Genomic DNA, 21,702 nt, shown 5'->3' with positions numbered 1-21,702 from the left:
CATATCCCCGACCTCGTGCGCATGTGGGCAAGCCATCAGTACGTTGGAACATCGCCTTCAACTGGCCCATCCGCTCGCACCAGCCCATCATCCAGCAACTGCACAAGCCAGCCGCCGAGCACAGTGGGGTCGCCTTGCCACAGGCCGCTGCCCAGCAGCGCCGCGCAGGCGTCGTGCACCGAGGCACCGGCGTACAGCGCTTGCACCCAGGCGGCCTCGGCCGCGTCGAGCGTGCGAAAGTGCGGCTGGTGGCCTTTGCGCCAGACCAGCAGCGTGGCCGGTGCAGGCAGGGCCACGGCCTCGGGCACGTCGTCGTCGGTATGGATGGCGTTCCACACCCCCACAACGTTCGTCGTGATCGCGCGCAGCAAGGCGCTGGGGTGCAGTACACCAGGGCGGGTGGTCCAGGTGTCCGACGCCTGAGCAGCCGCAGTCTCCAAGGTCGGCACATCGGCACTGTCAAAGCGGGTGCGCAGATCCCAGCCGAGCTGGGCCAGTTCATGCAGCTCGGGGTTGTCGGGGTACGCCGCGCGCAGCGTGCCCACCAGGCCTTCGCCATAGCGGTTCAGGCTGCGCGTGCGCGGCGGATGGGCCACGGCGTAGTCGCGCGCATGGGCCTCGAAGGTGTCTGACCCCATGTAGAGGCACGTCTTGGCATAGGTGTCGGCCAGCACCTCGGCCAGCCGGGCGCGGTAGGCATGGTGGTAGATGGGCAAGCGGCCTGTGATGAGGTCTTCGGGCATTTCGGGCGGCAGCGCATTCGCCAGCACACGGTCGGCAAAGTGGCGCTGCACCGCAGCCAACCCCGTCGGGTCTGCCGTGGGGGCCAGGGTGATGGAGGTGATCGCGACAGGCTCGGGTGGGGCCACATGCTCCGCGGCAACGCGCCGGGCGATGGCCATTTCATCCAGCAGCTCGGCCAGCGGCGGGATGTGGTCGTCGCGCTCGATCATCGCGGCCACGGCGCCAAAACGCCGGCAGGCCTGTGCATACAGGTCCCACACCGGCAGCGCCACCGGGTGGTCGTGCGTGTCGATGATGTGGTCGCCGTTGTCGCTGTGCCCAGCCAGGTGAATTTGCTGCACCCGGTGTGCGGGCAGGGCATGCAGATAGCTCAGTGGGTCAAAGCCATGGTTCACGCTGCTCACGTAGATGTTGTTCACATCCACGAGCAGCAGGCAGTCGGCCTCTTGCGCAATGTGGGCCAGAAACTGCCACTCGCTGGCGCTGTCATGCCGGTAGCGGATATAGCTCGACACGTTCTCCAGCACCAGCCTGCGTCCCAGCACATCCTGTGCGCGACGGATCTGTGCGATCACATGGCGTGCAGATTCGTCGGTGTAGGGCAGCGGGTACAGGTCGTGCAACTGCTCGGGGCCAGGGCCCGTCCAGCACAGGTGGTCGGACACCCACAGCGGCTCGATGCGGTCAGCCAGGGCCTTCACGCGCTGCAGATAAGGCACATCCACACCCTGCGACGCACCGATGGACATCGCCACGCCATGCATGGCCACGGGGTAGTCGCGCCGGATGGCATCGATCACCGCCAGAGGTTTTCCACCGTCGATGAGGTAGTTGTCGGTGATGATTTCCAGCCAGTCGAGCGGCTGCTTGCGCGCGAGGAAATCGGCGTAGTGCTGCGTGCGCAGCCCCAGGCCAAAGCCGGTGCCGCGCGTAGCGATGAGGTCATGTGCCATGGCGAAATCAAGGTATCAAAGTGCGGGCACTGGGCATGATCGCCGAGACTGGCACGCCCTGATGCCAGCACCGCCGCGCAAGGGCCGCCCCGCCGCGCTGGCGGTGTCCCCCTGGGGGGATGGCGCGCAGCGCCTCAGGGGGGCTTGTTGCCTTATCCCTTGATATCGCCGATGGTGCCCTTCTCCATCAGGCACTGGGCCGCGGTCTTGGCCTTGAAGCCGTGGCCCTTGCAAGCGTTCTGGCCCTTGCAGCTGTGCTCGGCCGTGGAGCAGTCGCTATTGCCCTTGCAGTCGTGCACGTTGTAGCAGTGCACCTTGTCGTTGGCGCCGATGGCGGCGCCTTTGGAGCCCTTGGGCGCGTCGGCTGCAAAGCTGGTGGATGCCAGTGCCAGCAGCGCGGCAGACAGGGCGAAAGATGCAGTGGTCTTGGTGTTCGTGGACAGCATGGCGGGTAACTCCGTAGGCGTTAAGGGATGAGTAATCAGGTGGTTAGATCGCGCTGCACCGTGCCGCGCTCTCTGCCTGGTAATTCGTCCCCCGCACGCTGCGGGTTACATGCAGTCCAAAAAAACTTTTTTGCGTGGTGCCTCGGCGCTATTGCGCAGAGGGTTCGGTCACCGAAATGTCGGTGTGCACCAGCGTCAGCGGAAACCGCTGGCCCGCCAGGTAGTCCTCCAGGCAGCGCAGCAGCAGGGGACTGCGATGGCGCTCGGGGCAGGCGCGGATCTCATCGGCCGTGAGCCACAGCGTGCGCACGATGCCGGTGTCGAGCGTGCGCCAGTCGTGGTGCGTGCCCAGCGAGCCCGCAAACGCAAAGCGCATGTAGGTGATGTCGTCGCCCGTGCGCGTCTTGGTGAAGCGGTTGAGGTACACGCCGATCAGCGCCGTGGGCTCGAAGTCGTGCGCGGTTTCTTCCAGCACCTCGCGGGCGCAGGCCTGGATGGGCGATTCGCCCGGGTCCAGGTGGCCGGCAGGGTTGTTGAGCTTGAGGCCGTCGGTGGTTTCTTCCTCGACCAGCAGAAAGCGGCCATCGCGCTCGATGAGGGCGGCCACGGTGACGTTGGGTTTCCAGCGGTGGGGCATGGCGCGCATTATGACGAGGGGCGGTGACGCCAAGCCTACAGCGTGCGCGCCATGTACACAGCGCCTTCGCCGTAGCTGGCCAGGCGGGCCTGCTGGGCGGCGTCCGGCAAGGGGTGCAGCGCGTAGCCCTGCCGCTCCCAGTAGGCCTGCGAGCCCTGCACCGAGACCAGCGCGCTGTGCCGCAGCCCTTCTGCACGGGCCTGCGCCCACAGGGGCTGCAGCAACGCGTGGGCCAGGCCTTGCCCCGCATGGGCAGGGAGCACGGCCATGTCGTGCAGGTACAGCGTGTCGTGTAGGGCCACGGCCTCAAAGTCGCCGTGCAGCGGGGTGACCTTGCCGCGCACGCTGCGGTAGGCCGCCAGGTAGGCGCACACCGTGCCGCCGCGCTCCAGCACCACCGAGCAATTGGCAGGGCTGGCGAGGCGGCGGGCAAACACCTCGCCGCTCTCCACAAACCCCTCGCCATAACAGGCCAGTTGCACGGCCAGCAGGTCGGCCAGATCGCGCAGCGCCAGCGGGCGCACCACCACGGACATGAGTGAGCTTGGTTTTGATCAATCAGTGCGGCAGCACGGGCGCCTGCACAAAGTCGTCGAGCGACAAGCCCTTTTCCTTCAGCAGCGCCTCCAGCACGGGCTGCAGGCGGCCCAGGCTCTCCTGCACGGCCTCGCGCACGGTGTCCACAACCACCTGGGTGCTGCGCTCGATCTCGATGTTCAGGCGGTCGCCCACCTTCTTGGCTTCAAACACCGTGGCACGGCGCGTTTCGGGAATCATCCAGATCTCGAACCAGCCCTCCTGCCGGTTCACCTCGGCCACCGTGAGGCTGGCCCCGTGGATGGCGATGTAGCCCTTGGCAAAGATGTAGCGGCGAAACGCCTCGGGCACGGCCACGCGCCACACCAGGTTGTTGTCGAACTCGCGCCGCTCGATGAGTGTGCCGGTGAAGTCCACATGGCCCGACAGCGGATGGCCGCCAATCTCGGCACCGTCCTTGGCCGCGCGCTCCACGTTCACGCGGTCGCCCTGGCCGTAGCTGCCCAGCGTGGTGATGTTCAGGCTCTGCAGCATCACGTCGAAGTTGGCCTGCGTGGGCGACAGGATCTCGGTGACCGTGAGGCACACGCCATCGGTGGCCACACTGGCGCCAATGGCCAGGTCCTGGCAGAAGCCCTCGGGGAAATCGAGCGTGAAGGTGCGCAACCCTGCGCGGTCGTGGATCGCGGCAATGCCTGCCGTGGCTTGGACGATGCCTGTGAACATAAGCAAGAACTTTGATTTAGTGCTCTGGACTGCCGGAGCGGCCCAAGAGTCAGCGAGGTCTTTCTATTTTGCCAGCCACTTCCGTCACAGGTATAGCCAACCGGTGAGCACCCTTTGAATCCAGGTGAGATCAACGCGTGAGGCGAAAGCTCTCTACTTCATGAAAGTGCGCAGGCGGGCAACAGTACGCTCAAGGCTTGGCGAATTCGCCATCGCGGCTTCCACGTCCCAAAATTCACGTACAAACTGGCCCAGCCGTTCGTTATAGAGAGGTCCTATAGAGACAGCACTCCCCTGGGCAGGTACCAGTTCTGCCGCAAGCCGTTTGTTGCGACTGCGACGAACCAGGTTGACCAATTCTTGTTTGGGATCGGGCAAAGTTTCAGGTGCGGGCGAAATTTTGCTGGGAGGTATGCCTGCAAAAGCTGCGAAGCCCGCCCGGTCGGCCAGAACCCATGCCTCGGCCTCGCGCACAGCCACTCGGAACAGCATGGTCCTCGGCAAGAGGGCCACACCCCATTGCTGACGCAGCAGCGGAGCACACGCGGTCTGATCCAGATCCGCCAGCACCACATGTGGGAGAGCACGGCTGGCATTCAGATACTTGGTCACTGATCGTCGAATGTTGCCCACGCCACGTTCCACCATGGGCCGCAGAACCACATAGTCGCGACCGGTATGAGCCAACACCTTCTCCATCAGCACCCGACTCAGCACATCTTCCACTACCAGGGCAATTTCCAATCTTTGGACCATGGCTAGAAAATGGAAAGCTGATCCAGTTGCCCCTGCGGCGCCTTACGAACCATCGCCTCAGCCACGTTATAGCCAGCCTCAACCAACGCAATTTCCTGCGCAGTGGCAAGCGCAACCCTAGTCCCTTCTGGTGACGGTTCCAGCCGCAAGACATCACGCGGGTCCACGCTACTGTGTTCCAGCAATGCCTCGCTGTGCGTGGTCACAAACACTTGGCGGCGGTGCTTGGCTTTGCGCTGCATTTGCCACAGCAGGGGTGGAATCTGTCTAACGATGGATTCGTTCAGCGATAACTCGGGCTCTTCTAACAACAGTAGGGAGTCTCCATCCAGCAGGCTCCACATGATGCCCAGCAGGCGCAGAGTGCCGTCCGAAAACTGGTCTTCCCGCTGCCAGCCAGCGTCAGGCCGCCAATGCTCGTAGAGCGCTTCTAAGTGCGGTGTGCCCGTCGCGTCGTCTCGGCTGAACTTGAGATCGCGCATATTCGGCACACAGGCCTTCAGAGCCGATTCAATCTTCTTCAGCCTGGCATCGCGGGTGCGATCAGGGGTTTTTGCGATACGTTCAAGGAACGACTGCCCGAAAGGATCACCTTCCAGCAAAGCCGCCGCGCCCAACTCGGTATGTTTGAGTAGCTGTGGCACCAGATGCAGATAGGTCAGTGCGCCAAAGAACTGCGCAATCTCCCGGAAGTCCTTGTTGGCGTTAACTTGCTCCAAGCTGGTTTCCGTCAAACGTTCGGGATCCGCTTGATCTTCTCGATTGTGGGGACGATCCAGCAACACAGTTTCACTGCGCAGATCTACCACCCTCTCATTGCTCACTACCACCCGCTGCTTGCCTTTTCCTTCGCTGCGAAAAGCAAGGCAATAACGCCAAATGGCGGGGGTATCTACTTTTTCAGCCAGATCGACTTCAATTAACACCTCGGGGTCGCGGCGCGCCAACAAGCATCGCAGCTTGGTCATACCGCCGCGCGCTTCTACTGCCCGCTGTAGGCCACCCCCTTTCGGCTTGGCTACGTCCCTCAAAAATCGAAAGACATCCAACAGATTTGATTTGCCCGACGCGTTCGGTCCGATGACAAACACTCGGTCGCGCAAATCCACTTCGATTCTCTTGAAGTTGCGCCAGTTCTGCAGTTTGAGTCTTGTAATAAGCACGCGCGCTCCTTATGCCGATACACCACCAGAAAGTTGGAGTATCGCCGCAGAGTTACACGGCATAGGTACGCGCAGAAGATGGCACCCCTGTGCGTTGGACGAAATGCTCGGCTACTTCGCCCGCAGCAGCTCGCCCACTTCCAACAGCACCAGCTCGTTGTCATCCGCCTTGTTCGGATCGCGGCTGCTGCTGAAGGGCAGGTTGTTGTCGTTGCCCACCACGATGTGCGTGCTGTCCACGATGTCCACGTTCTCGATGGTGAAGTACGGGAAGGTGAGCACGCCGTTGTTCAGCGGCTTCTTGGCCAGGCGCTGCGGGTCCTGGATGTTCATGAGGTCGATGTAGCCCACCTTGCGGATCTCGCCGCCCACGTTGGCGTCGCTCATCTCCACCTTGTAGACGCGCTTGAACTTGGCCAGGTCGTGGAAGCAATCCGTGCGCTTCTGGCCTTCGGGGCAGGCCTTGTCGGCCGTGCCTTCGCCGTTGTCGCGCTCGATGATGAGGCCCATGCTGGCGTCGATCATGTTGAAGTCGCCAATCGCGTGGTGGTTGGCCTCCAGCACGTACTTCCAGTGGCGGCCGGTCCATTGCTCGGTCTTCACGTCGAACTCCAGCACGCGCAGGTACTGCTTGCCGCCCACGTTTTCATACGCCTTGGCATCGTCGTTCCACAGTGCGCCTTCCAGCAGCGCGTAGAGCTTGCTGCCGTCCTTGCTGGCGGCCATGCCTTCGTAGCCCTTGGAGCGCTTGACCACAAACGCAGTGGGCTTGGCATCAGGCGCGCCGGGCATCAGCACGCCGGGCGCATCGGGCGAGCGCACGGTCTTGCCGTCCACCTGGGTCTCGAAAACGCCGAGCACCTTGCCATTCAGGTCGGCCTTGATGAGGAAGGGGCCGAACTCATCGCCAATCCACAGCGCGCCACCGGCGAACTGGAAGCTCTCGGGGTCGAAGTCGGCGCCGGTCAGGTAGCGGCTGCTGGTGCCTTCGTGCGTGATGCGAAACGGGATCTTCTTGTCCGGGTCGTGCAGGAAGATGGTCTTGTGGCGATTGAACTGGCCGCTTTTGAAGTCCACGGTGTAGTGGCTCAGGTGCAGCATGAAGTCGGGCGAGTTGGCCTTGGAGCCCGCACCGTTGTCGGTCAGGATCCAGAACGATCCATCGGCCATGCGCTTGATGCCCGAGTGGCCCTGGATGGGCTGGCCCTGGAACGGCAGCGATACGCCGGTGTCGCGGCCGCCCGACTGGCCCATCACGCTGCCCACGGCGTCCACCCGGCGGGGTGTGGTGAACTTGCCCGCCACCTGCAGGTCGTGTGGCGCGTCCTTGGGGGCGGCAATCATCGTCAGGGCGGGCAGCACCGCGTGACCGGCCAGCGTGGCCGGGTAGGCCTGCTGGGCCAGGGCTGCAGAAGAGGCGGCGCACAGCAGGGCTGCACTGGCGGCGATGAAGGAGAGTCGGGACATGTTCATGGGGAATAAAGCCAAAACCCGCACGATGCCGCGCCCTTGTGACGCCACCATGAAAGGCAGGCACCAGGATATGCCCTGGCATACAGCCGATGGACACGGACCTTTTGCCAGGTTCAAGAGTCACACCCGCCTTGCGCTCCCCCACCATTCCCCACCCACAACGCTGGACAGCACCTATTCCCTATGGACACCCTTTCTGCATTGCAATCCCTCGGACTGGAACTGCCCAGCCCCGCCTACATCGCGGGCGCCATCGTGTTTGGCCTGATCGGCATGGCGGCTTTCTGGCACGGCAAAAGAGCGCAGCAGCCACGCACCCGCTGGTGGGGCGTGGCGCTCATGTTCTACCCCTACGCGGTTTCGCGGACCTGGATGCTGTTTGCGGTGGGCGTGGCGCTGTGTGCGGGTCTGTGGCTGGACATGCGGCGCGGCTGAAACGCAGGCGAGGGTTGCGCGCAAAACGCTAAGATTTTCATAGCTGTTTGCGCTTGATGGATAAGTGACAGGGCCATTTTTAGTGAAAATTTCTGGCGCATCACACCAGCCGCTGCAATGCCTGGCGCCGCCATACCCCGTGGAAGTACAGCCCCTGCAGCACCAGGGCGCACAGGTATGTGGCGGGGTAGGCCACCCAGGTGGCCACCAGCCCAAACTGGCGCCCCAGCAGCCAGCCCAGCGGCACGATGAGGCAGGCCAGGCACCCCAGTGAAATGAGCGTGGGTGCCAGCACCGTGCCACTGGCACGCATCACGCCGGAATACACGCTGGCCCATCCAAAAAACACCGCGCCCCACACCGTGATGGGCAGCACGCGTGCGGCGATGTCGATCACGCGGGCGTCGGCCACAAACAGGCCCACCACCCAGGGCGCAGCGCCAAACATCAGCAGGGCCAGGCCGCCGGTGAGGAGCAGGTTCATGCGCATGCCGGTGCGCGTGACGGCCGCCAGCTGCTGCCCGTGGCCCGCACCAATGGCCTGCGCCGCAAACACCGACGACGCAATGGCCACGGCCATCGCCGGGAACAGCACATACGACATCACCTGGCTGGCGGCCCCCCACGCCGCCGTGGCTGCCGAACCATGCGCGTTGACCAGGCTGAGCAGGCCCAGGTCGGCCAGCGAGCCGGTGATGAAGAACAGGCCCGTGGGCACGCCCAACCGCACCAGGGTGCGCAGCAAGGCAGCGTCCAGCCGCAGATGCGCGGCCAGCGCCCGCGTGGGGGCCAGCACATGCGCGCGGCGCCGCAGGTGCCAGGCCGTGTAGCCCAGCGAGCACAGCGTGGCCAGCAACAGCGCGGCCACGCCACCCAGGATGCCCAGCGCAGGCAGCCCGAGGGCAGGCACGCCCCGGATGAACAGCGGCGCGCACACCAGCGTGACCGACAGCGACACCACCAGCGCGCGCAGCGGCGTGACGGTGTCGCCCGTGCCACGCAGCAGCGCCGCCGTGAGCATGGAGGTGAACAGCACGGGGAACAGCACCATCATCCCCCGCGCATAGGCCACCGCCTGGGGCAGCACGTCGGCCGGCGTGCCCAGCAGCAGCATCAGAGGCCGCACGGCCAACAGCCCCAGTGCGGCCAGCACCAGGCCCAGCAGCACCCCGGCGCACAGCGTGGTGCCCGCCACGGCATGCAGCCGCGCGTGGTTGCGCGCGCCAAAGGCCTGGCCCACCAGGATGGACGACCCATTGCCCAGCCCGAAGATGAAGGCACTGAGCAGCAGGAACAGCGGCATGAACGAGGCCACGGCCGCCAGCGAGCCCGCACCCAGCAGCCGCCCCACGTAGATGTGGTTCACCGTGCCGGTGAGCGCCTGCAGGATGTTGGTGAGCACCAAGGGGCCCAGGAACACGAGAAAGCGCCGGTCGAGCGAAGGCGGCGGGCTGCCGGGGTGGGCCTTGTCCGTCATGGTGCTGCGCCCTCCATGAGCCCGGGGGTCTGGGTGCTGTGGATGCACACCAGCGTGCCCGCTACCACCCGGTCAAACAGGTCGATCACATCCGCGTTGGTCATGCGCACGCAGCCGTGTGACCGCGGCACGCCCATGGGGCAGTCGTCCGGGCAGCCGTGGATGTAGATGTAGCGGCGCAGCGTGTCCACCGCTCCGCCCCGGTTCACGCCGGGCTCACAGCCGGTGAGCCAGAGGATGCGGCTCAGGATCCAGTCGCGGCCGGGGTGTGCTGCAGCCAGCTCGGGGGAATACACCTCGCCCATGGCGCGCCGCCCCACAAAGACCGTGCCAGGCGCACAGCCCGCGCCCACCTTGGCGCGCACGCGGTGCAGACCGCGGGGAGTGCAGCCGCTGCCGTTGTGTTCGCCCACGCCGTTCAGGGCGGTGGATACCGGGTAGGTGCGCAGAGTGGCCCCGTCGAGCATCAGGTGGAGCTGCTGCCGCGCCACGTCGATGTGCACTTCGGGGCCTGCCATCGGCATTCAGCCCGCCGCCACCAACCCGGCACCGTGCCCGCGCGTGAAGGCCTCTTCAAACACCGAATAGCCCGACCAGTCGCTGTGCGCAAACGCGAGCCGCGCCGTGGTGGGGGTGGGAATCCAGGGCGATTGCTCACCATTTGATAGCTGTTTGCGCTTACCTGATAAGCGCTGGAGGCCAATTTGGCTTAAAAAGCCCTGCATGCCAGGTACCGGGATGGCCATGGCGTGGCCGTAGCGGGTGATGTCCACTCGTGTGGCGCGCTGGCGCAGGTCGGGGTGGGGCACGGCCAGGGTGGCCAGCGCGGCCTCAGCCCATGGTTGCCAGGGCTGGGTGGCCAGCTGCTGGCGGCCGCCCTGCACATCGCCCAGCGCCTGGTAGTAGGTGAGCACGGTGGGCCCGGCCAGCGCGGCCCCTGTGTCCAGCCGCTGGTGCCCGGCGTTCACGTAGCCCAGGCCGCCGGCGGTGGGGTCGGCGTAGAGCACGTTGTCCCACGCGGGGGCAGCGCCGGGGCGGTCGGTGAGCGGGCTGTCGATGTGGATGTTGGCCACCAGCCAGGGGGCCGACTGCAGGCGCTGCGCAGCGCCGGTCAAAAAAGCGGGCGGGTTGTGCACCACCCGCGCCGCCACGAACACGGGCAGCGCCACGACGCAGCGCGGCGCCTGCCAGCGCTCCACGCTGTCAGTGGCATGGTTGAAGGCGTCCACCTCCACGCCGTGGCGGGTTTCGGCAATGCGCAGCACGCTGGTGGCGGTGCGCAGCTGGCCGCCCCCATTCACAGTGTTGGCAAGCGGCTCGGCCAGGCGCTGGGTGATCCAGCCGTTGCCTTCAGGCCAGGTGAGCACGCTTTCGCGCGCCTCATCCACCGCCTCGCCCGGCGCGTGAAAACCGTGGCGGCTGGCAAAGTAGTGGATGCCCGCCCAGGCCGACACGCGCGCCACGCCCGCGCCGTAGTCGTCGCGGCAGCAGTAGTTCAGGTACCAGAGCAGGTGCTCGTCATCCAGGCCCTCTTGCGCCAGCCAAGCACTGAAAGTCATGGCATCCAGCGCTTGATGGGCGGGCGCTAGAGGCTTTTTTGGCCCCAACAGCTTGAGCGCAGGCATGGCAAACCGCGCGGCCTTCGCCTCTCGCTCCACCGCCTGTGCAAAGCGGCGGTATTGGGCCAGCGTGGCTTCGCCCACACCGTGCACGGGCAGCAGGCCTTCTTGCCACTCGCCGTCAAAAAACAGGCGCTCCTGCGGGCTGTGGCACAGGTGGCGTTCGTCGTACTGCCAGCGGCCAGCCACGCGGCGGCGCAGGCCCAGCTCTTCCAGCAGATCCTGCACCTCGCGCGCATCGTCGCCGGGCACGGGCAGGTAGTGCGCGCCCAGCGGGCAGGCAATGCCGCTCACGGCCCCGCCCCGGCTGTTGCCGCCTGCACCGTCTTCCAGCTCCAGCATCGCAAAGTCATCCACCCCCGCCAGCCGCAGCGACCGCGCCGCAGCGAGCCCCGCCACGCCACCGCCCGCGATGATGACCTGCGCACGGCGGACTACGCTGGGGGCGGGCAAGGTGCCGGTCTTGAGCAGGTCGCGCAGCTGGTGGCCGCGCGCCATGTCGATGCCGGTGAAGCCGCCTTCCAAGACGCGAGGGGCCTTGTCGCAACCCGGCAGGAGCACCGCGGCGGCAGTCGAAGCGGCGGCGGTGGCTAGGAAATGGCGACGTTGCATGGCGTCAGTGTCTCCGGGTGTACGCAACGCCTGCGCCGCTTGCGACCGGCGCGGCCCAGACCAGCGGCCCCCGCGCAAGGGCCGCCCCGCCGCGCTGGGGGCGTCCCCCTGCCCGCTGCGCGCAGCGCTGCGAGAGCGGGGGGATGGCGCGAAGCGGCTCAGGGGGGCTTCTCAATGTTTTCCCCACTCGCGTTCGTACGTGTGCACCAGCGCCTGGTTCGACAGCCGGTTCACATCGGCCGGCACGCGCGCCATGTCGAGCGGAAAGTCGAACAACAGCGGCAGCGTGTCGGCACCCAAGAACCGCAAATCGGCTGGCAGTGCCTCGGGCAGGCGCCAGGGCCTGCGGCTGGCGATGATGAAACCCCATTCGCCAAAGCTGGGTACATGCGCGTGGTAGGGCGCCGTCTGCAGGCCGATGGATTCGATGGTCTGCGCCACCGTCCAGTAGCTTTTGCGCGCCACCAGCGGGGAAGTGGTCTGCACCACCGCGTAGCCGCTGGCGGCCAGGCGCTTGTCCAGCAGCGCGTAAAAGCTGTTGGTGTAGAGCTTGCCGATGGAGAAATTGGTAGGGTCGGGAAAGTCCACCACGATGACATCAAAGGTGTCCGACCCATCCTGCAGCCAGCCAAATGCATCGGTGTTGACGATCTTCACCTTGGGGTTCTGCAGCGCGTGGCCGTTGAGCTGCGCAAGGCGCGGGTTCTCGCTGAAGATCTTCGTCATGGCTGGGTCCAGCTCCACCAGCGTCACGGACTCGACCGAGGGGTACTTGAGGATCTCGCGCACGGCCATGCCGTCGCCGCCGCCCAGCACCGCCACCTTCTTCGGTGCACCGTGGGCCGCCATCGCTGGATGCACCAGCGCCTCGTGGTAACGGTATTCGTCGGCCTGCGCAAACTGCAGGTTGCCGTTGAGGTACAGCCGGTGCCCCAGGCGGCCCTGTGTGACCACGATGCGCTGGTAGGGCGACGCAGTGCTGAAGACGATGCGGTCCTGGTAGAACTTGTCTTCGGCCACGCTGGTGATCTGCTCGGCCCCCGCCAGCGCGGCCAGCAAGATGCCCAGCACCATCACGCAGGCTGCCAGGTGCGCCTTCAGGCGCCGCAACTCGTGCCGAAACAGCCACACCGCCCACAGCGCCACGGCCGCATTCATCACCCCAAACAGCAGCCCCGTGCGGATGAGCCCGAGGTGCGGCACCAAGAGCAGCGGAAACGCCATCGACACCGCCAGCGCGCCCAGGTAGTCAAACGTGAGCACCTGCGAGACCAGGTCCTTGAGCGCCACGTTGCGCTTCAAGATGCGCATCACCAGGGGGATCTCCAGCCCCACCAGCGTGCCCACCATCAACACCATGCCGTACAGCAGAAACCGGAAAGCGCCGGGCGTGTACGCATTGGCCAGGAACAGCGTGGCAGGCAAGGCTCCGCCAATCAGCGCCACCAGCAATTCGATGCGCAAGAAGTGCGCGGGCAGTTGCCGCTCGAAGTACCGCGACAGCCACGAGCCCACGCCCATGGCAAACAGGTACGTGCCGATGATGGTGGAAAACTGCAGCACCGAATCGCCCAGCACATACGACGCCAGCGCGCCCGCCGCCAGCTCGTACAGCAGGCCGCAGGCGGCCACCACGAACACGCTGATGAGCAGGGCGATTTCGATGGGGCGGGGGCCGGCGGTGGCGCCCGGGGCCTCGGACGGCGAGGCAGGAGAAGTCAGGTCGGATTGCAAGGCAGGTACCGGCGCGCCGCAGGGGCGCGCGCCGTTTCAGACAAGGTGCGTCAGTGAATGGCCGCCGCCACGATGATGCTGATCCCCAGGCACATCGCCGCCACCACCATGGCCAGGGCCTTGTTTTGTTTCTCGACGATCTCGCGCCACAGGTCGTAGGGCGTGATCTTGTCCACGATGACAAAACACAGCCAGAAAATGACCACGCCAATCAGCGCGTACAGCATGGACCCGAGGAAGGCTGCGGGCCGGAGCCATTCGATTCCCATCATGGTGTGAACTCCTTGAAACGGTAGTGTGTGGGGGGTGGTGGGGTGGTGAAGACGGGGCTCATGGATCTGTCTGCAGGCAGGCGCCTTGGAGCGCCCGCCTACTTGTGGCTTCCGCCGGACGAGTATCCGCCGAACGAGCCGCCCGAGCTGCGGTAGCCGCTGCCCGACGACCCCGAACAATTGCTCAGGATGATCAGCAGGATGATGATGATGATCGCAATCAGGATGATGGTGCCGCAGCCCAGGCCCGACTTGGCGGTGAAGGGGCCCGGGTCATCGCGCTGCAGTACATCGGCCTTGTCTTCGAGCTTGAAGGCCTTGGCCACGGTGTCGCTGGCCAGCTTGTCACCGGCGGACCAGGTGACTTCATTGGGCGTCTGCTCCAGCGACAGCAGGCCCTTGGCGCTCGCAAAGTCGCGGTTGCTGGTTTTCTGGCCCCGCGTGACCTGCCAGTAGAACTCGCCCAGCACGTAGGTCGTTTCGGCCTCGTAGGTGTACTTGAGCTCGTACTTGGTGCCCATGTAGGTGGCGGTGCGACCGTTGGACGAGAGCTGCGGCGCGCCGGTGGTGGGGCGCACCATGCTCCATCCTTCTTCGGAATCGACCAGGAAGGCAAACCCGCGCTTCTGGTTGTAGAGCAGGTATTCGCTCCAGCCAAAGTGTTCATCGTCGCCCGGCTCCACGCCCATGCGGTGCTGAAAACCCACCACCTGCCAGTGCACACCCTGCAGCTGCCCCTTGCTGCCCAGCGGAATGAGGGGCTGCACGGGCTCGTCCTGCTCGGCCGAGCGCAGTTCGCCGCCCACGCCGCTATCGAGGCTGATGATGCTGGCGCAGGAACCGCAGGTGATGCTTTTGGTGCCCGCCAGCTTCACCTGCACGGGCGCGCCGCAGTGCGGGCAGTTGAACTGGCGGCCTTTTTCGTCCTTGGCGGATTCGTCCTTGAGGCCCTGGAGCTGCAGGTCTTCCAGCAGTACCGACTTGCCGCGCTCCACGTTGGGCGGGGTGTGGCCGTAGTCGATGCTGACCACTTCACCGTCGGCGCTGCGCAGCTCGACCATGCCGAAGGGCTGGCCCAGCGGGGGCAGCTTGGGCAGTTCGCCCTGGGCAGAGATCAGCGATGCCTGGCCGGTGTAGGCCACGCTGTAGGGCTTGCCGTTGATGGCGGTGGTGGTGCCGATGCGAAAGCGCTCGGGCGCAGGCATTTCGCGGCCGGGGTCGATGGGGCGCGTGAAGACATAGGCACCGTTGTCCTCGCCCAGCGTGGCCAGGGTGCCGTCGTTCAGGAAGGCGGCCCATTCGGTCCAGACCCCTGCATCGCCTTTGTATTGCAGGCGGCCCACCAGGGTGAAGGGCACATCCTTGCCGTCGAGCTGGATGCGCCCGCTGGCCATGAGCTGCAGGGGGCTGTGGTCGTCGAACAGCTCGGCCATCTTGCCCAGGCGCGTGAGCACGTCGCCGCTGCGCACGACGGTGCTCTGGCAGTAGCCGCAGACGGCGTGCGTGGACTGCGCGCTGCGGAATTCAACCGGCGCGCCGCAGCCCGGGCAGGGCGCGCGGTAGTAACGCTGTGTTGGGTCGGTGGCCATCGTGGGGCTGCTGCCTGCGCCGCGCTACACGGCTTTGAGGCCTTTTTGGCCTCTAGCGCTTATCCCTCCAGCGCAAGCAGCTATATTTATGATAGCAACCGGGTTCAGACCAGCTTCTTGAGCAGCTCAGCCTTCTTGGCGTCGAACTCTTCCTGCGTGAGGATGCCCTTGGACTTGAGTTCGCCCAGCTTCTCCAGCGTTGCCATGACCTCTTCGGGCTTGACGCCCACCGGGGCCGCAGCGGCCTGCGCTGCCGCAGCAGCAGCGGGTGCCACCGGGGTCTGCAGGCCCTGCTGCAGGTTTTGCGCCAGCACCTGGCCCAGCGCCACGCCCGCGCCGAGGCCCATCGCATCGCCCGCAATGCCGCCACCACCGCCACTGGCTTCGGCGAACTTGGGAATGGCCTGCGCGGTCTGGTACTGCATGAACTTGGCCATGTCGTTGCCGACCATGCCCATGCCGATCTTCTGGTCGAGGATCTTTTGCAGCTCTTCGGGCAGCGAGACGTTCTGCACCGTGAGAGATTCGATCAAGATGCCCAGCTTGGCAAAGATGGGCGCCAGTTCCTTGACCATCGCCTCCGCAAACATCACCTGGTTGGCCGCCAGGTCGAGGAACGGCAGGCCGCTGCCCGCAATGGCGTTGCTGATGTTCTGCAGCACCAGGCCGCGCAGCTGGCCTTCCAGGTCGGCCACGGGATACGACTCGCGCGTGCCCGAGATTTCGGTGTGGAACGCCTTGGGGTCGGCAATGCGGAAGGCGTAGTTGCCGAACGCGCGCAGGCGCACGGCGCCAAAGTCCTTGTCGCGGATCGTGATGGGCTGGGGCGTACCCCACTTCTGGTCGATCTGCTGGCGTGTGCTGAAGAAGTACACATCGCTCTTGAAGGGGGACTCAAAGAGCTTGTCCCAGTTCTTCAGGTACGTGAGCACCGGCAACGTCTGCGTAGTGAGCTTGTAGGTGCCGGGACCAAACACGTCGGCCACCTGGCCTTCGTTGACGAAGATGGCCATCTGCGACTCGCGCACCACCAGCGTGCCGCCGTTCTGGATTTCCATGCCCGCCATGGGGAAGCGCCAGGCCAGCGTGCCGTCCCCCTCTTCGGTCCATTGAATGATGTCAATGAACTGTTTCTTGATGAAGTCCATGAGGGCCATGTGTGCTCCCAAAGCAAAAGGGGGGTTGAAAAGAGCGGCCATCATAGCAACGGGGGCATGGCGCGGAGCGGCTTTTTTGAGCCCCATCGGTGAACTGGTTCACGCGCCGGACCAGTTTGGTTGGCATGGCGCTGCCCGACCGGGATGGATGGCCGCTTGATAGTGGCTATCTCCGGCTTAGTCATGATCAATTAGCCAACGCTATTGAGAATTACTACCATTTCAACATCCCTGCACACCACCACAGGCCCTGATGAAGAAGTGAAAAGGAGTCCGCCATGTCCCACATCCGCCGCGCTGCCCGCCAGAACAAAACCATGCTGATGAAAACAGGCAGCTACTACGTGATCCACATCTGCGTGGCCGCCCTGGTGGCCTATGCCGTCACGGGCAACCTATGGGCCTCGCTCACGCTGAGCCTGCTGGAGCCCACGGTGCAGGCGGTCGCGTTCTTCTTCCATGAAAAGGCGTGGGACCGGGCTGCTCGGCGCGGCGCTGACGACGCCAGACAGGCACCCAGCCCAGCCGCCTTGCAGGCCGTTTGAACCAACGTCTGAACCACCCGTACGAAGGAGCCCCCATGTACAGCATTCCCTTGCGCAGCCGCACCGCTACCGGCTTGGCCTTTCAACGCTGGCTCGTTCACCGGCTGGCCGGGCTGGCTGTAGCCAGCTGATGTCGCCCGAGGCCACTCAAGCGCTGGCGCTGAAAACAACAATGCCCCGGCTGGCGGGGCATTGTGGGGAGCGCGGGAGAAACGACTCAGGCCTTTACGTCCAGCAGCGAACCCATCATTTCGTCTTGTGCCTTGATGGTCTGCAGATTGGCCTTGAAGGCGTAGGTGGCCGACATCTGCTCGACCGCCTCCTTCTCCAGCGCCACGCCCTCGGCCTCTTGCTGGCGCTGCACGGTGGCGCGCACGCCAGCGCTGTCGGCGGCCTCTTCCTGCGCCACCACCTGGCGGCGGTAGTTGGGGGTGTTCATGTTGGCCACGTTGTTGGCCGAGGCATCCAGCCGCAACTGCGCGGCCTGCAGGCCGGAACTGCCAATCGAAGAAATGGTTGCCATGGTGTGTCCCGCTCAAAAGCGCCAAAGAGTTGGCATTGTCTGCCTGCGCCGCGCTGCGGGCAAGTCATCAACCATGGGCCTCCAGTAGGCATTGTGCAAACGCCTGCGCCGCCCTCGGCGGTTGCGGCGACTTGCGCAGCACGCTCACAAACTGGCAGCGGTAGTGGAACTGCGCGGGCAGAACGGCCTGCATGAGCCCCTGGCGCTCGAAGCCTTCGGCGTAGTGGTCGGGCAGAAAACCCAGGTAGCGGCCTGAGAGGATCAGCGTGGCAATCGACTCCTGGTCGAACCCGGTGGCCTTGCGCGGCAGGCGGGTGCTGTGGCTCAGCTCCATGTTGGGCGAGTGGTAGCCCAGGCCCGCAAACTGGTAGGCGCGCAGGGATTCCCAGGTGAGCGCAGCATGGTCGGTGCCGTACAGCGGGTGGCGCGCGCCGCAGTACAGCAGCATGGTTTCGGCGAACAGGTCGGCATAGACCAGGCTTTGCGACGTGCGGTGCGCCGGGATGATGCCAACGTGGAAGCTGCCGTCGATCAGCCCGCGCTCGATGGCCGGGATGGACGCCACGTGCATCTGTAGGCTGACTTCGGGCGCTTGGCTGGCAAAGAGCGCAATCGCATCGCCGATGTGCGCGGCCGGGTTGCTGGCGGTCTTGTCGAACACCGCCACCTCCAGCCGCCCGCCCATGCGGCGGTGGATGTCGTCGATGCTGCTGCGAAAGGCGTCCACGGCCGACAGCAGGCGCAGGGTCTCGTCGTACACGCGCTGCCCCTCGGCCGTGAGGGCAAAACCGGCCCGGCCCCGGCGGCACAAGGTGAGGCCCAGGCGGGTTTCCAGGTCTTTCATGTGGCGGCTGACGGTGCTGGTGCCGATGTTCAGCTCCAGTTCGGCGGCCGACATGCCGCCGCACTCGACCACGCTCTTGAAGACCTGCAAGAGGCGCAGGTCCATGTCGCTGAGCTGGCCCAGTACGGCGCGGTGTTTGGGGGAAGGGTGGGGTGGAGGTGTTTTTACTTGCATAAACCGTCAAGTAAACATTGATATTGGAGTATTGGAGAGATTAACAGGCAGCGCAACAATGCCCTACGTCAAGCCCCAGACCGCTGGGGTTGCCCGCCTTTTGTCGCCGCCTTTGCACTGGAGAACCCCATGAGCTTCGTCAACATCGAAAAACCCGCCGCTGGTGCCGAAGGCCCCCGCATGGACGCCGAATGGCTGGACGCGCACTGGATGCCCTACACGGCCAACCGTCAGTTCAAGGCCAACCCGCGCATGATCGTGGAGGGCAGCGGCGCCTACTACACCGACGCGGACGGTCGCAAGATTTTTGATGGCCTCTCGGGCCTGTGGTGTGCGGGCCTGGGCCATGGTCGCCGCGAGATCGCCGAGGCCATTGGCAAGCAGGCGATGAAGCTGGACTACGCGCCCGCCTTCCAGTTCGGCCACCCCCTGTCGTTCGAGCTGGCCAACCGGGTCAAGGAACTGACGCCTGCGGGCCTGGACTATGTGTTCTTCACCGGCTCGGGCTCCGAGTCGGCCGACACCTCGCTGAAGATGGCGCGCGCTTACTGGCGCAACAAGGGCCAGGCGAGCAAAACCCGCCTGATCGGCCGCGAAAAGGGCTACCACGGCGTGAACTTCGGCGGCATCTCGGTGGGCGGCATTGTTGCCAACCGCAAGATGTTCGGCCAGGGCATCGAAGCCGACCACCTGCCCCACACCCAGCCGCCCGCTGGCTCGTTCCACAAAGGCATGCCGCCTACCGGCAAAGAGCTGGCCGACCGCCTGCTGGACGTGATTGCACTGCACGACGCATCGAACATTGCCGCCGTGATCGTGGAACCTTTCTCGGGCTCGGCCGGCGTGGTGATCCCGCCCGTGGGCTACCTGCAGCGCCTGCGCGAGATCTGCACGCAGAACAACATCCTGCTGATTTTTGATGAAGTGATCAGCGGCTTTGGCCGCAGCGGCGCCTGGACCGGGGCCGAAGCCTTTGGCGTGACGCCCGACATCCTGAACTTTGCCAAGCAGGTGACCAACGGCGCGCAACCGCTGGGCGGCGTGGTGGCCACCAAGGAGATCTACGACACCTTCATGGCGGCGGGCGGCCCGGAGTACATGCTGGAGTTTGCGCACGGCTACACGTACTCGGCCCACCCTGTGGCCTGCGCGGCGGGCATTGCGGCGCTCGACATCCTGCAGAAGGAAGACATGATCGGCCGCGTGAACGCGCTGGCGCCGTACTTCGAGCAAGCCGTGCACAGCTTGAAGGGCGCCAAGCATGTGGCTGACATCCGCAACTTTGGGCTGGCTGCTGGCTTCACCATTGCCGCGCTGCCGGGCGAGCCGGCCCGCCGCCCCTATGAAATTGCGATGAACTGCTGGAAGAAGGGCTTTTACGTGCGCTACGGTGGCGACACCATCCAGCTGGCGCCGCCCTTCATCAGCGAGAAGGCCGAAATCGACCGCCTGATCAACGCGCTGGGCGATGCCCTGGCTGAAACGGCGTGATGACACACCCCCGGCCCTTGCACGGCGGCCGCTGGCCTGGCGCGCGCCGTTTCATCCGCCAGCGGGAATACTCCTGATTCAATAGCTACTAGCGCTTTCTAGATAAGCGCTAGCGGCACTTTTTACCCTTATTTTTGCCATGAACCACGACAAGAATGTCACCACCACCGTCGGCCACCTGATCGACGGCAAGATCGTTGCGGACACGGCGCGCACGCAGCCGGTGTTCAACCCCGCCACGGGCCAGTCGACCACCAGCGTGGCGCTGGCCAGCAAGGCTACTGTGGAGGCCGCCATTGCTTCGGCCGAAGCCGCCTTCCCGGCCTGGCGCAACACGCCGCCCCTGAAACGCGCCCGCGTGATGAGCAAGCTGAAAGTCCTGCTCGAAGAAAACGCCGACAAGATTGCCGCCCTGATCACCGCCGAACACGGCAAGGTGCTGGCCGATGCACACGGTGAGCTGCAGCGTGGCATTGAAAACGTCGAATACGCGAGCTACGCGCCCGAGCTGCTCAAGGGCGAGCACAGCCGCAACGTGGGCCCCAGCATCGACTCATGGAGTGAGTTCCAGGCGCTGGGCGTCACCGCAGGCATCACGCCCTTCAACTTCCCGGCGATGGTGCCGCTGTGGATGTGGCCCATGGCCGTGGCCTGCGGCAACACCTTTGTGCTCAAGCCTTCGGAGCGCGATCCCTCCTCCACGCTGTTCATCGCCCAGCTTGCGCTGGAAGCGGGCCTGCCGCCCGGCGTGCTGAACGTCGTCAACGGCGACAAGCTGGCCGTGGACACTCTGCTGCAGGACCCGCGCGTGAAGGCCGTGAGCTTTGTGGGCTCCACGCCGATTGCCGAATACATCTACAGCGAAGGCTGCAAACACGGCAAGCGCGTGCAGGCCCTGGGCGGCGCCAAGAACCACGCCGTGCTCATGCCCGACGCGGACGTGGACAACGCCGTGAGCGCCCTGATGGGCGCGGCCTACGGATCGTGCGGCGAGCGCTGCATGGCCATCCCGCTGCTGGTGGCCGTGGGCGACGAAGTGGGCGACGCCGTGATCGCGGGCCTGAAGACCGAGATCGCCAAGATGAAGGTCGGCCCAGGCACCGACAACAGCAACGACATGGGCCCGCTGGTCACCAAGCCGCACTTCGAGAAGGTGAAGGGCTATGTCGACCAGGGCGTGGCAGAGGGTGCCACGCTGGTGGTCGATGGCCGCGGCGTGAAGGTTGCGGGCCATGAGGAAGGCTACTTCCTGGGCGCGTGCCTGTTCGACAACGTCAAGCCCGGCATGAAGATCTACCAGGAAGAGATCTTCGGCCCCGTGCTCGGTGTGGTGCGCGTGAAGACGCTGCAGGAAGCCATGCAGCTCATCAACGACCACGAATACGGCAACGGCACCTGCATCTTCACGCGCGACGGCGAGGCCGCCCGCTACTTCACCGACCACATCCAGGTGGGCATGGTGGGCGTGAACGTGCCCCTGCCCGTGCCGGTGGCTTACCACTCGTTCGGCGGCTGGAAGCGTTCGTTGTTTGGCGACCTGCACGCCTACGGCCCCGACGCCGTGCGCTTCTACACCAAGCGCAAGACCATCACCCAGCGCTGGCCCAGCGCCGGTGTGCGCGAGGGCGCGGTGTTTAGCTTTCCGAGCAGCCGATAGAGCGCAGCGCGCGCCCAGGGCCCGTTCAAAGCCCCCCGAGGGGGTGACAGACAGGCCGGGGAGTGCGTTCGCGTGTGTGAAATGCCTCTTGCAGCATATTCGTTGACCGCTCCCGTGTTGCCGTCATAGTATTCCTGA

At 65.2% G+C, this 21,702-nt stretch carries 21 protein-coding genes; 4 read left to right on the top strand and 17 right to left on the bottom strand.

Going from position 1 to position 21,702, the window contains the following annotated elements; genetic code table 11:
- Positions 1-35: 35 nt before the first annotated feature.
- From C8C93_RS25685 to C8C93_RS20605, 8 genes are all read right to left on the bottom strand, one after another.
- Positions 36-1,697: a DUF692 family multinuclear iron-containing protein gene (locus C8C93_RS25685; protein ID WP_158603287.1), complete on the bottom strand. Its 1,662-nt coding sequence runs from the start codon at positions 1,695-1,697 to the stop codon at positions 36-38.
- Between the two features lie 152 nt (positions 1,698-1,849).
- Entirely contained in the window at positions 1,850-2,143 is a 294-nt protein-coding gene (locus C8C93_RS20635; RefSeq protein ID WP_121508129.1) for a hypothetical protein, read from the bottom strand.
- Positions 2,144-2,291: 148 nt separating this feature from the next.
- On the bottom strand, positions 2,292-2,780 hold the full coding sequence (locus tag C8C93_RS20630) for an NUDIX hydrolase (protein ID WP_121422951.1): 489 nt from the start codon (positions 2,778-2,780) through the stop codon (positions 2,292-2,294).
- 35 nt (positions 2,781-2,815) lie between these two features.
- Positions 2,816-3,316, bottom strand: a complete 501-nt coding sequence (locus C8C93_RS20625; protein WP_121508128.1) for a GNAT family N-acetyltransferase — start codon at positions 3,314-3,316, stop codon at positions 2,816-2,818.
- A 22-nt stretch (positions 3,317-3,338) separates the two neighbouring features.
- Entirely contained in the window at positions 3,339-4,043 is a 705-nt protein-coding gene (locus C8C93_RS20620) for a riboflavin synthase subunit alpha (protein ID WP_121508127.1), read from the bottom strand.
- A gap of 153 nt (positions 4,044-4,196) precedes the next feature.
- The gene (locus tag C8C93_RS20615; RefSeq protein WP_121508126.1) at positions 4,197-4,799 is read right to left on the bottom strand and encodes a hypothetical protein; all 603 of its coding nucleotides are present in this window, start codon (positions 4,797-4,799) and stop codon (positions 4,197-4,199) included.
- 2 nt (positions 4,800-4,801) lie between these two features.
- Positions 4,802-5,962, bottom strand: coding sequence for an AAA family ATPase (locus tag C8C93_RS20610; RefSeq protein ID WP_121508125.1), 1,161 nt, complete (start codon positions 5,960-5,962; stop codon positions 4,802-4,804).
- 111 nt (positions 5,963-6,073) lie between these two features.
- Positions 6,074-7,429, bottom strand: coding sequence for an esterase-like activity of phytase family protein (locus tag C8C93_RS20605; RefSeq protein ID WP_121508124.1), 1,356 nt, complete (start codon positions 7,427-7,429; stop codon positions 6,074-6,076).
- A 189-nt stretch (positions 7,430-7,618) separates the two neighbouring features.
- Here C8C93_RS20605 and C8C93_RS20600 point away from each other — a divergent pair, with 189 nt between their 5' ends.
- Entirely contained in the window at positions 7,619-7,870 is a 252-nt protein-coding gene (locus tag C8C93_RS20600; protein ID WP_121421666.1) for a hypothetical protein, read from the top strand.
- Positions 7,871-7,970: 100 nt separating this feature from the next.
- Here the strand turns inward: C8C93_RS20600 and C8C93_RS20595 are convergent, their stop codons facing one another.
- The 7 genes from C8C93_RS20595 to C8C93_RS20560 all read right to left on the bottom strand — a co-directional run bounded on the left by C8C93_RS20595 (position 7,971) and on the right by C8C93_RS20560 (position 16,330).
- Complete coding sequence (locus C8C93_RS20595) at positions 7,971-9,347, bottom strand: MATE family efflux transporter (protein WP_121508123.1); 1,377 nt, start codon at positions 9,345-9,347, stop codon at positions 7,971-7,973.
- Complete coding sequence (locus C8C93_RS20590; RefSeq protein WP_233559525.1) at positions 9,344-9,865, bottom strand: L,D-transpeptidase; 522 nt, start codon at positions 9,863-9,865, stop codon at positions 9,344-9,346. Before C8C93_RS20590 ends, C8C93_RS20595 begins: the two co-directional genes overlap by 4 nt.
- Before the next feature lie 6 nt (positions 9,866-9,871).
- The gene (locus C8C93_RS20585) at positions 9,872-11,578 is read right to left on the bottom strand and encodes an FAD-dependent oxidoreductase (protein WP_121508121.1); all 1,707 of its coding nucleotides are present in this window, start codon (positions 11,576-11,578) and stop codon (positions 9,872-9,874) included.
- 171 nt (positions 11,579-11,749) lie between these two features.
- Positions 11,750-13,312, bottom strand: coding sequence for a polyamine aminopropyltransferase (locus C8C93_RS20575; protein WP_199727059.1), 1,563 nt, complete (start codon positions 13,310-13,312; stop codon positions 11,750-11,752).
- 50 nt (positions 13,313-13,362) lie between these two features.
- Positions 13,363-13,584: a DUF350 domain-containing protein gene (locus C8C93_RS20570; RefSeq protein ID WP_055398038.1), complete on the bottom strand. Its 222-nt coding sequence runs from the start codon at positions 13,582-13,584 to the stop codon at positions 13,363-13,365.
- Between the two features lie 98 nt (positions 13,585-13,682).
- Positions 13,683-15,173 carry a DUF4178 domain-containing protein gene (locus C8C93_RS20565; RefSeq protein WP_055398036.1) on the bottom strand — a complete coding sequence of 497 codons (1,491 nt, stop codon included), beginning with the start codon at positions 15,171-15,173 and terminating at the stop codon, positions 13,683-13,685.
- A 104-nt stretch (positions 15,174-15,277) separates the two neighbouring features.
- A complete protein-coding gene (locus C8C93_RS20560; RefSeq protein WP_121508904.1) occupies positions 15,278-16,330 on the bottom strand; it encodes an SPFH domain-containing protein in 1,053 nt (350 codons plus the stop codon).
- 278 nt (positions 16,331-16,608) lie between these two features.
- Between C8C93_RS20560 and C8C93_RS20555 the strand changes: the two genes are divergently transcribed.
- Positions 16,609-16,875, top strand: coding sequence for a DUF2061 domain-containing protein (locus C8C93_RS20555; RefSeq protein WP_121508120.1), 267 nt, complete (start codon positions 16,609-16,611; stop codon positions 16,873-16,875).
- Positions 16,876-17,092: 217 nt separating this feature from the next.
- Here C8C93_RS20555 and C8C93_RS20550 read toward each other — a convergent pair whose 3' ends face one another.
- Together C8C93_RS20550 and C8C93_RS20545 are read right to left on the bottom strand one after the other, a co-directional pair.
- The gene (locus tag C8C93_RS20550) at positions 17,093-17,398 is read right to left on the bottom strand and encodes a flagellar basal body protein (protein ID WP_055398029.1); all 306 of its coding nucleotides are present in this window, start codon (positions 17,396-17,398) and stop codon (positions 17,093-17,095) included.
- A gap of 67 nt (positions 17,399-17,465) precedes the next feature.
- A complete protein-coding gene (locus C8C93_RS20545; protein WP_055398026.1) occupies positions 17,466-18,416 on the bottom strand; it encodes a LysR family transcriptional regulator in 951 nt (316 codons plus the stop codon).
- 129 nt (positions 18,417-18,545) lie between these two features.
- On the opposite strand from C8C93_RS20545, the gene C8C93_RS20540 reads away from it, so the two are divergent.
- Both C8C93_RS20540 and C8C93_RS20535 read left to right on the top strand, forming a co-directional pair.
- Positions 18,546-19,907 carry an aspartate aminotransferase family protein gene (locus tag C8C93_RS20540; protein ID WP_055398024.1) on the top strand — a complete coding sequence of 454 codons (1,362 nt, stop codon included), beginning with the start codon at positions 18,546-18,548 and terminating at the stop codon, positions 19,905-19,907.
- Between the two features lie 139 nt (positions 19,908-20,046).
- Positions 20,047-21,564, top strand: coding sequence for a CoA-acylating methylmalonate-semialdehyde dehydrogenase (locus C8C93_RS20535; protein WP_121508119.1), 1,518 nt, complete (start codon positions 20,047-20,049; stop codon positions 21,562-21,564).
- Positions 21,565-21,702 lie beyond the last annotated feature (138 nt).

Origin of the sequence: Acidovorax sp. 93, from assembly GCF_003633835.1 — a bacterium.
GTDB classification, from domain to species: domain Bacteria; phylum Pseudomonadota; class Gammaproteobacteria; order Burkholderiales; family Burkholderiaceae_C; genus Acidovorax; species Acidovorax facilis.
This window is presented reverse-complemented; position numbering and strand designations above follow the sequence as displayed.

Coding starts and splice junctions, on each gene's coding strand:
- C8C93_RS20550 (WP_055398029.1), bottom strand. CDS start 17,398: ATGGCAACCATTTCTTCGATTGGCAGTTCCGGCCTGCAGGCCGCGCAG.
- C8C93_RS20620 (WP_121508127.1), bottom strand. CDS start 4,043: ATGTTCACAGGCATCGTCCAAGCCACGGCAGGCATTGCCGCGATCCAC.
- C8C93_RS20630 (WP_121422951.1), bottom strand. CDS start 2,780: ATGCCCCACCGCTGGAAACCCAACGTCACCGTGGCCGCCCTCATCGAG.
- C8C93_RS20585 (WP_121508121.1), bottom strand. CDS start 11,578: ATGCAACGTCGCCATTTCCTAGCCACCGCCGCCGCTTCGACTGCCGCC.
- C8C93_RS20555 (WP_121508120.1), top strand. CDS start 16,609: ATGTCCCACATCCGCCGCGCTGCCCGCCAGAACAAAACCATGCTGATG.
- C8C93_RS20615 (WP_121508126.1), bottom strand. CDS start 4,799: ATGGTCCAAAGATTGGAAATTGCCCTGGTAGTGGAAGATGTGCTGAGT.
- C8C93_RS20560 (WP_121508904.1), bottom strand. CDS start 16,330: ATGGCCCTCATGGACTTCATCAAGAAACAGTTCATTGACATCATTCAA.
- C8C93_RS20570 (WP_055398038.1), bottom strand. CDS start 13,584: ATGATGGGAATCGAATGGCTCCGGCCCGCAGCCTTCCTCGGGTCCATG.
- C8C93_RS20545 (WP_055398026.1), bottom strand. CDS start 18,416: ATGCAAGTAAAAACACCTCCACCCCACCCTTCCCCCAAACACCGCGCC.
- C8C93_RS20635 (WP_121508129.1), bottom strand. CDS start 2,143: ATGCTGTCCACGAACACCAAGACCACTGCATCTTTCGCCCTGTCTGCC.
- C8C93_RS20595 (WP_121508123.1), bottom strand. CDS start 9,347: ATGACGGACAAGGCCCACCCCGGCAGCCCGCCGCCTTCGCTCGACCGG.
- C8C93_RS25685 (WP_158603287.1), bottom strand. CDS start 1,697: ATGGCACATGACCTCATCGCTACGCGCGGCACCGGCTTTGGCCTGGGG.
- C8C93_RS20600 (WP_121421666.1), top strand. CDS start 7,619: ATGGACACCCTTTCTGCATTGCAATCCCTCGGACTGGAACTGCCCAGC.
- C8C93_RS20605 (WP_121508124.1), bottom strand. CDS start 7,429: ATGTCCCGACTCTCCTTCATCGCCGCCAGTGCAGCCCTGCTGTGCGCC.
- C8C93_RS20565 (WP_055398036.1), bottom strand. CDS start 15,173: ATGGCCACCGACCCAACACAGCGTTACTACCGCGCGCCCTGCCCGGGC.
- C8C93_RS20535 (WP_121508119.1), top strand. CDS start 20,047: ATGAACCACGACAAGAATGTCACCACCACCGTCGGCCACCTGATCGAC.
- C8C93_RS20540 (WP_055398024.1), top strand. CDS start 18,546: ATGAGCTTCGTCAACATCGAAAAACCCGCCGCTGGTGCCGAAGGCCCC.
- C8C93_RS20590 (WP_233559525.1), bottom strand. CDS start 9,865: ATGGCAGGCCCCGAAGTGCACATCGACGTGGCGCGGCAGCAGCTCCAC.
- C8C93_RS20625 (WP_121508128.1), bottom strand. CDS start 3,316: ATGTCCGTGGTGGTGCGCCCGCTGGCGCTGCGCGATCTGGCCGACCTG.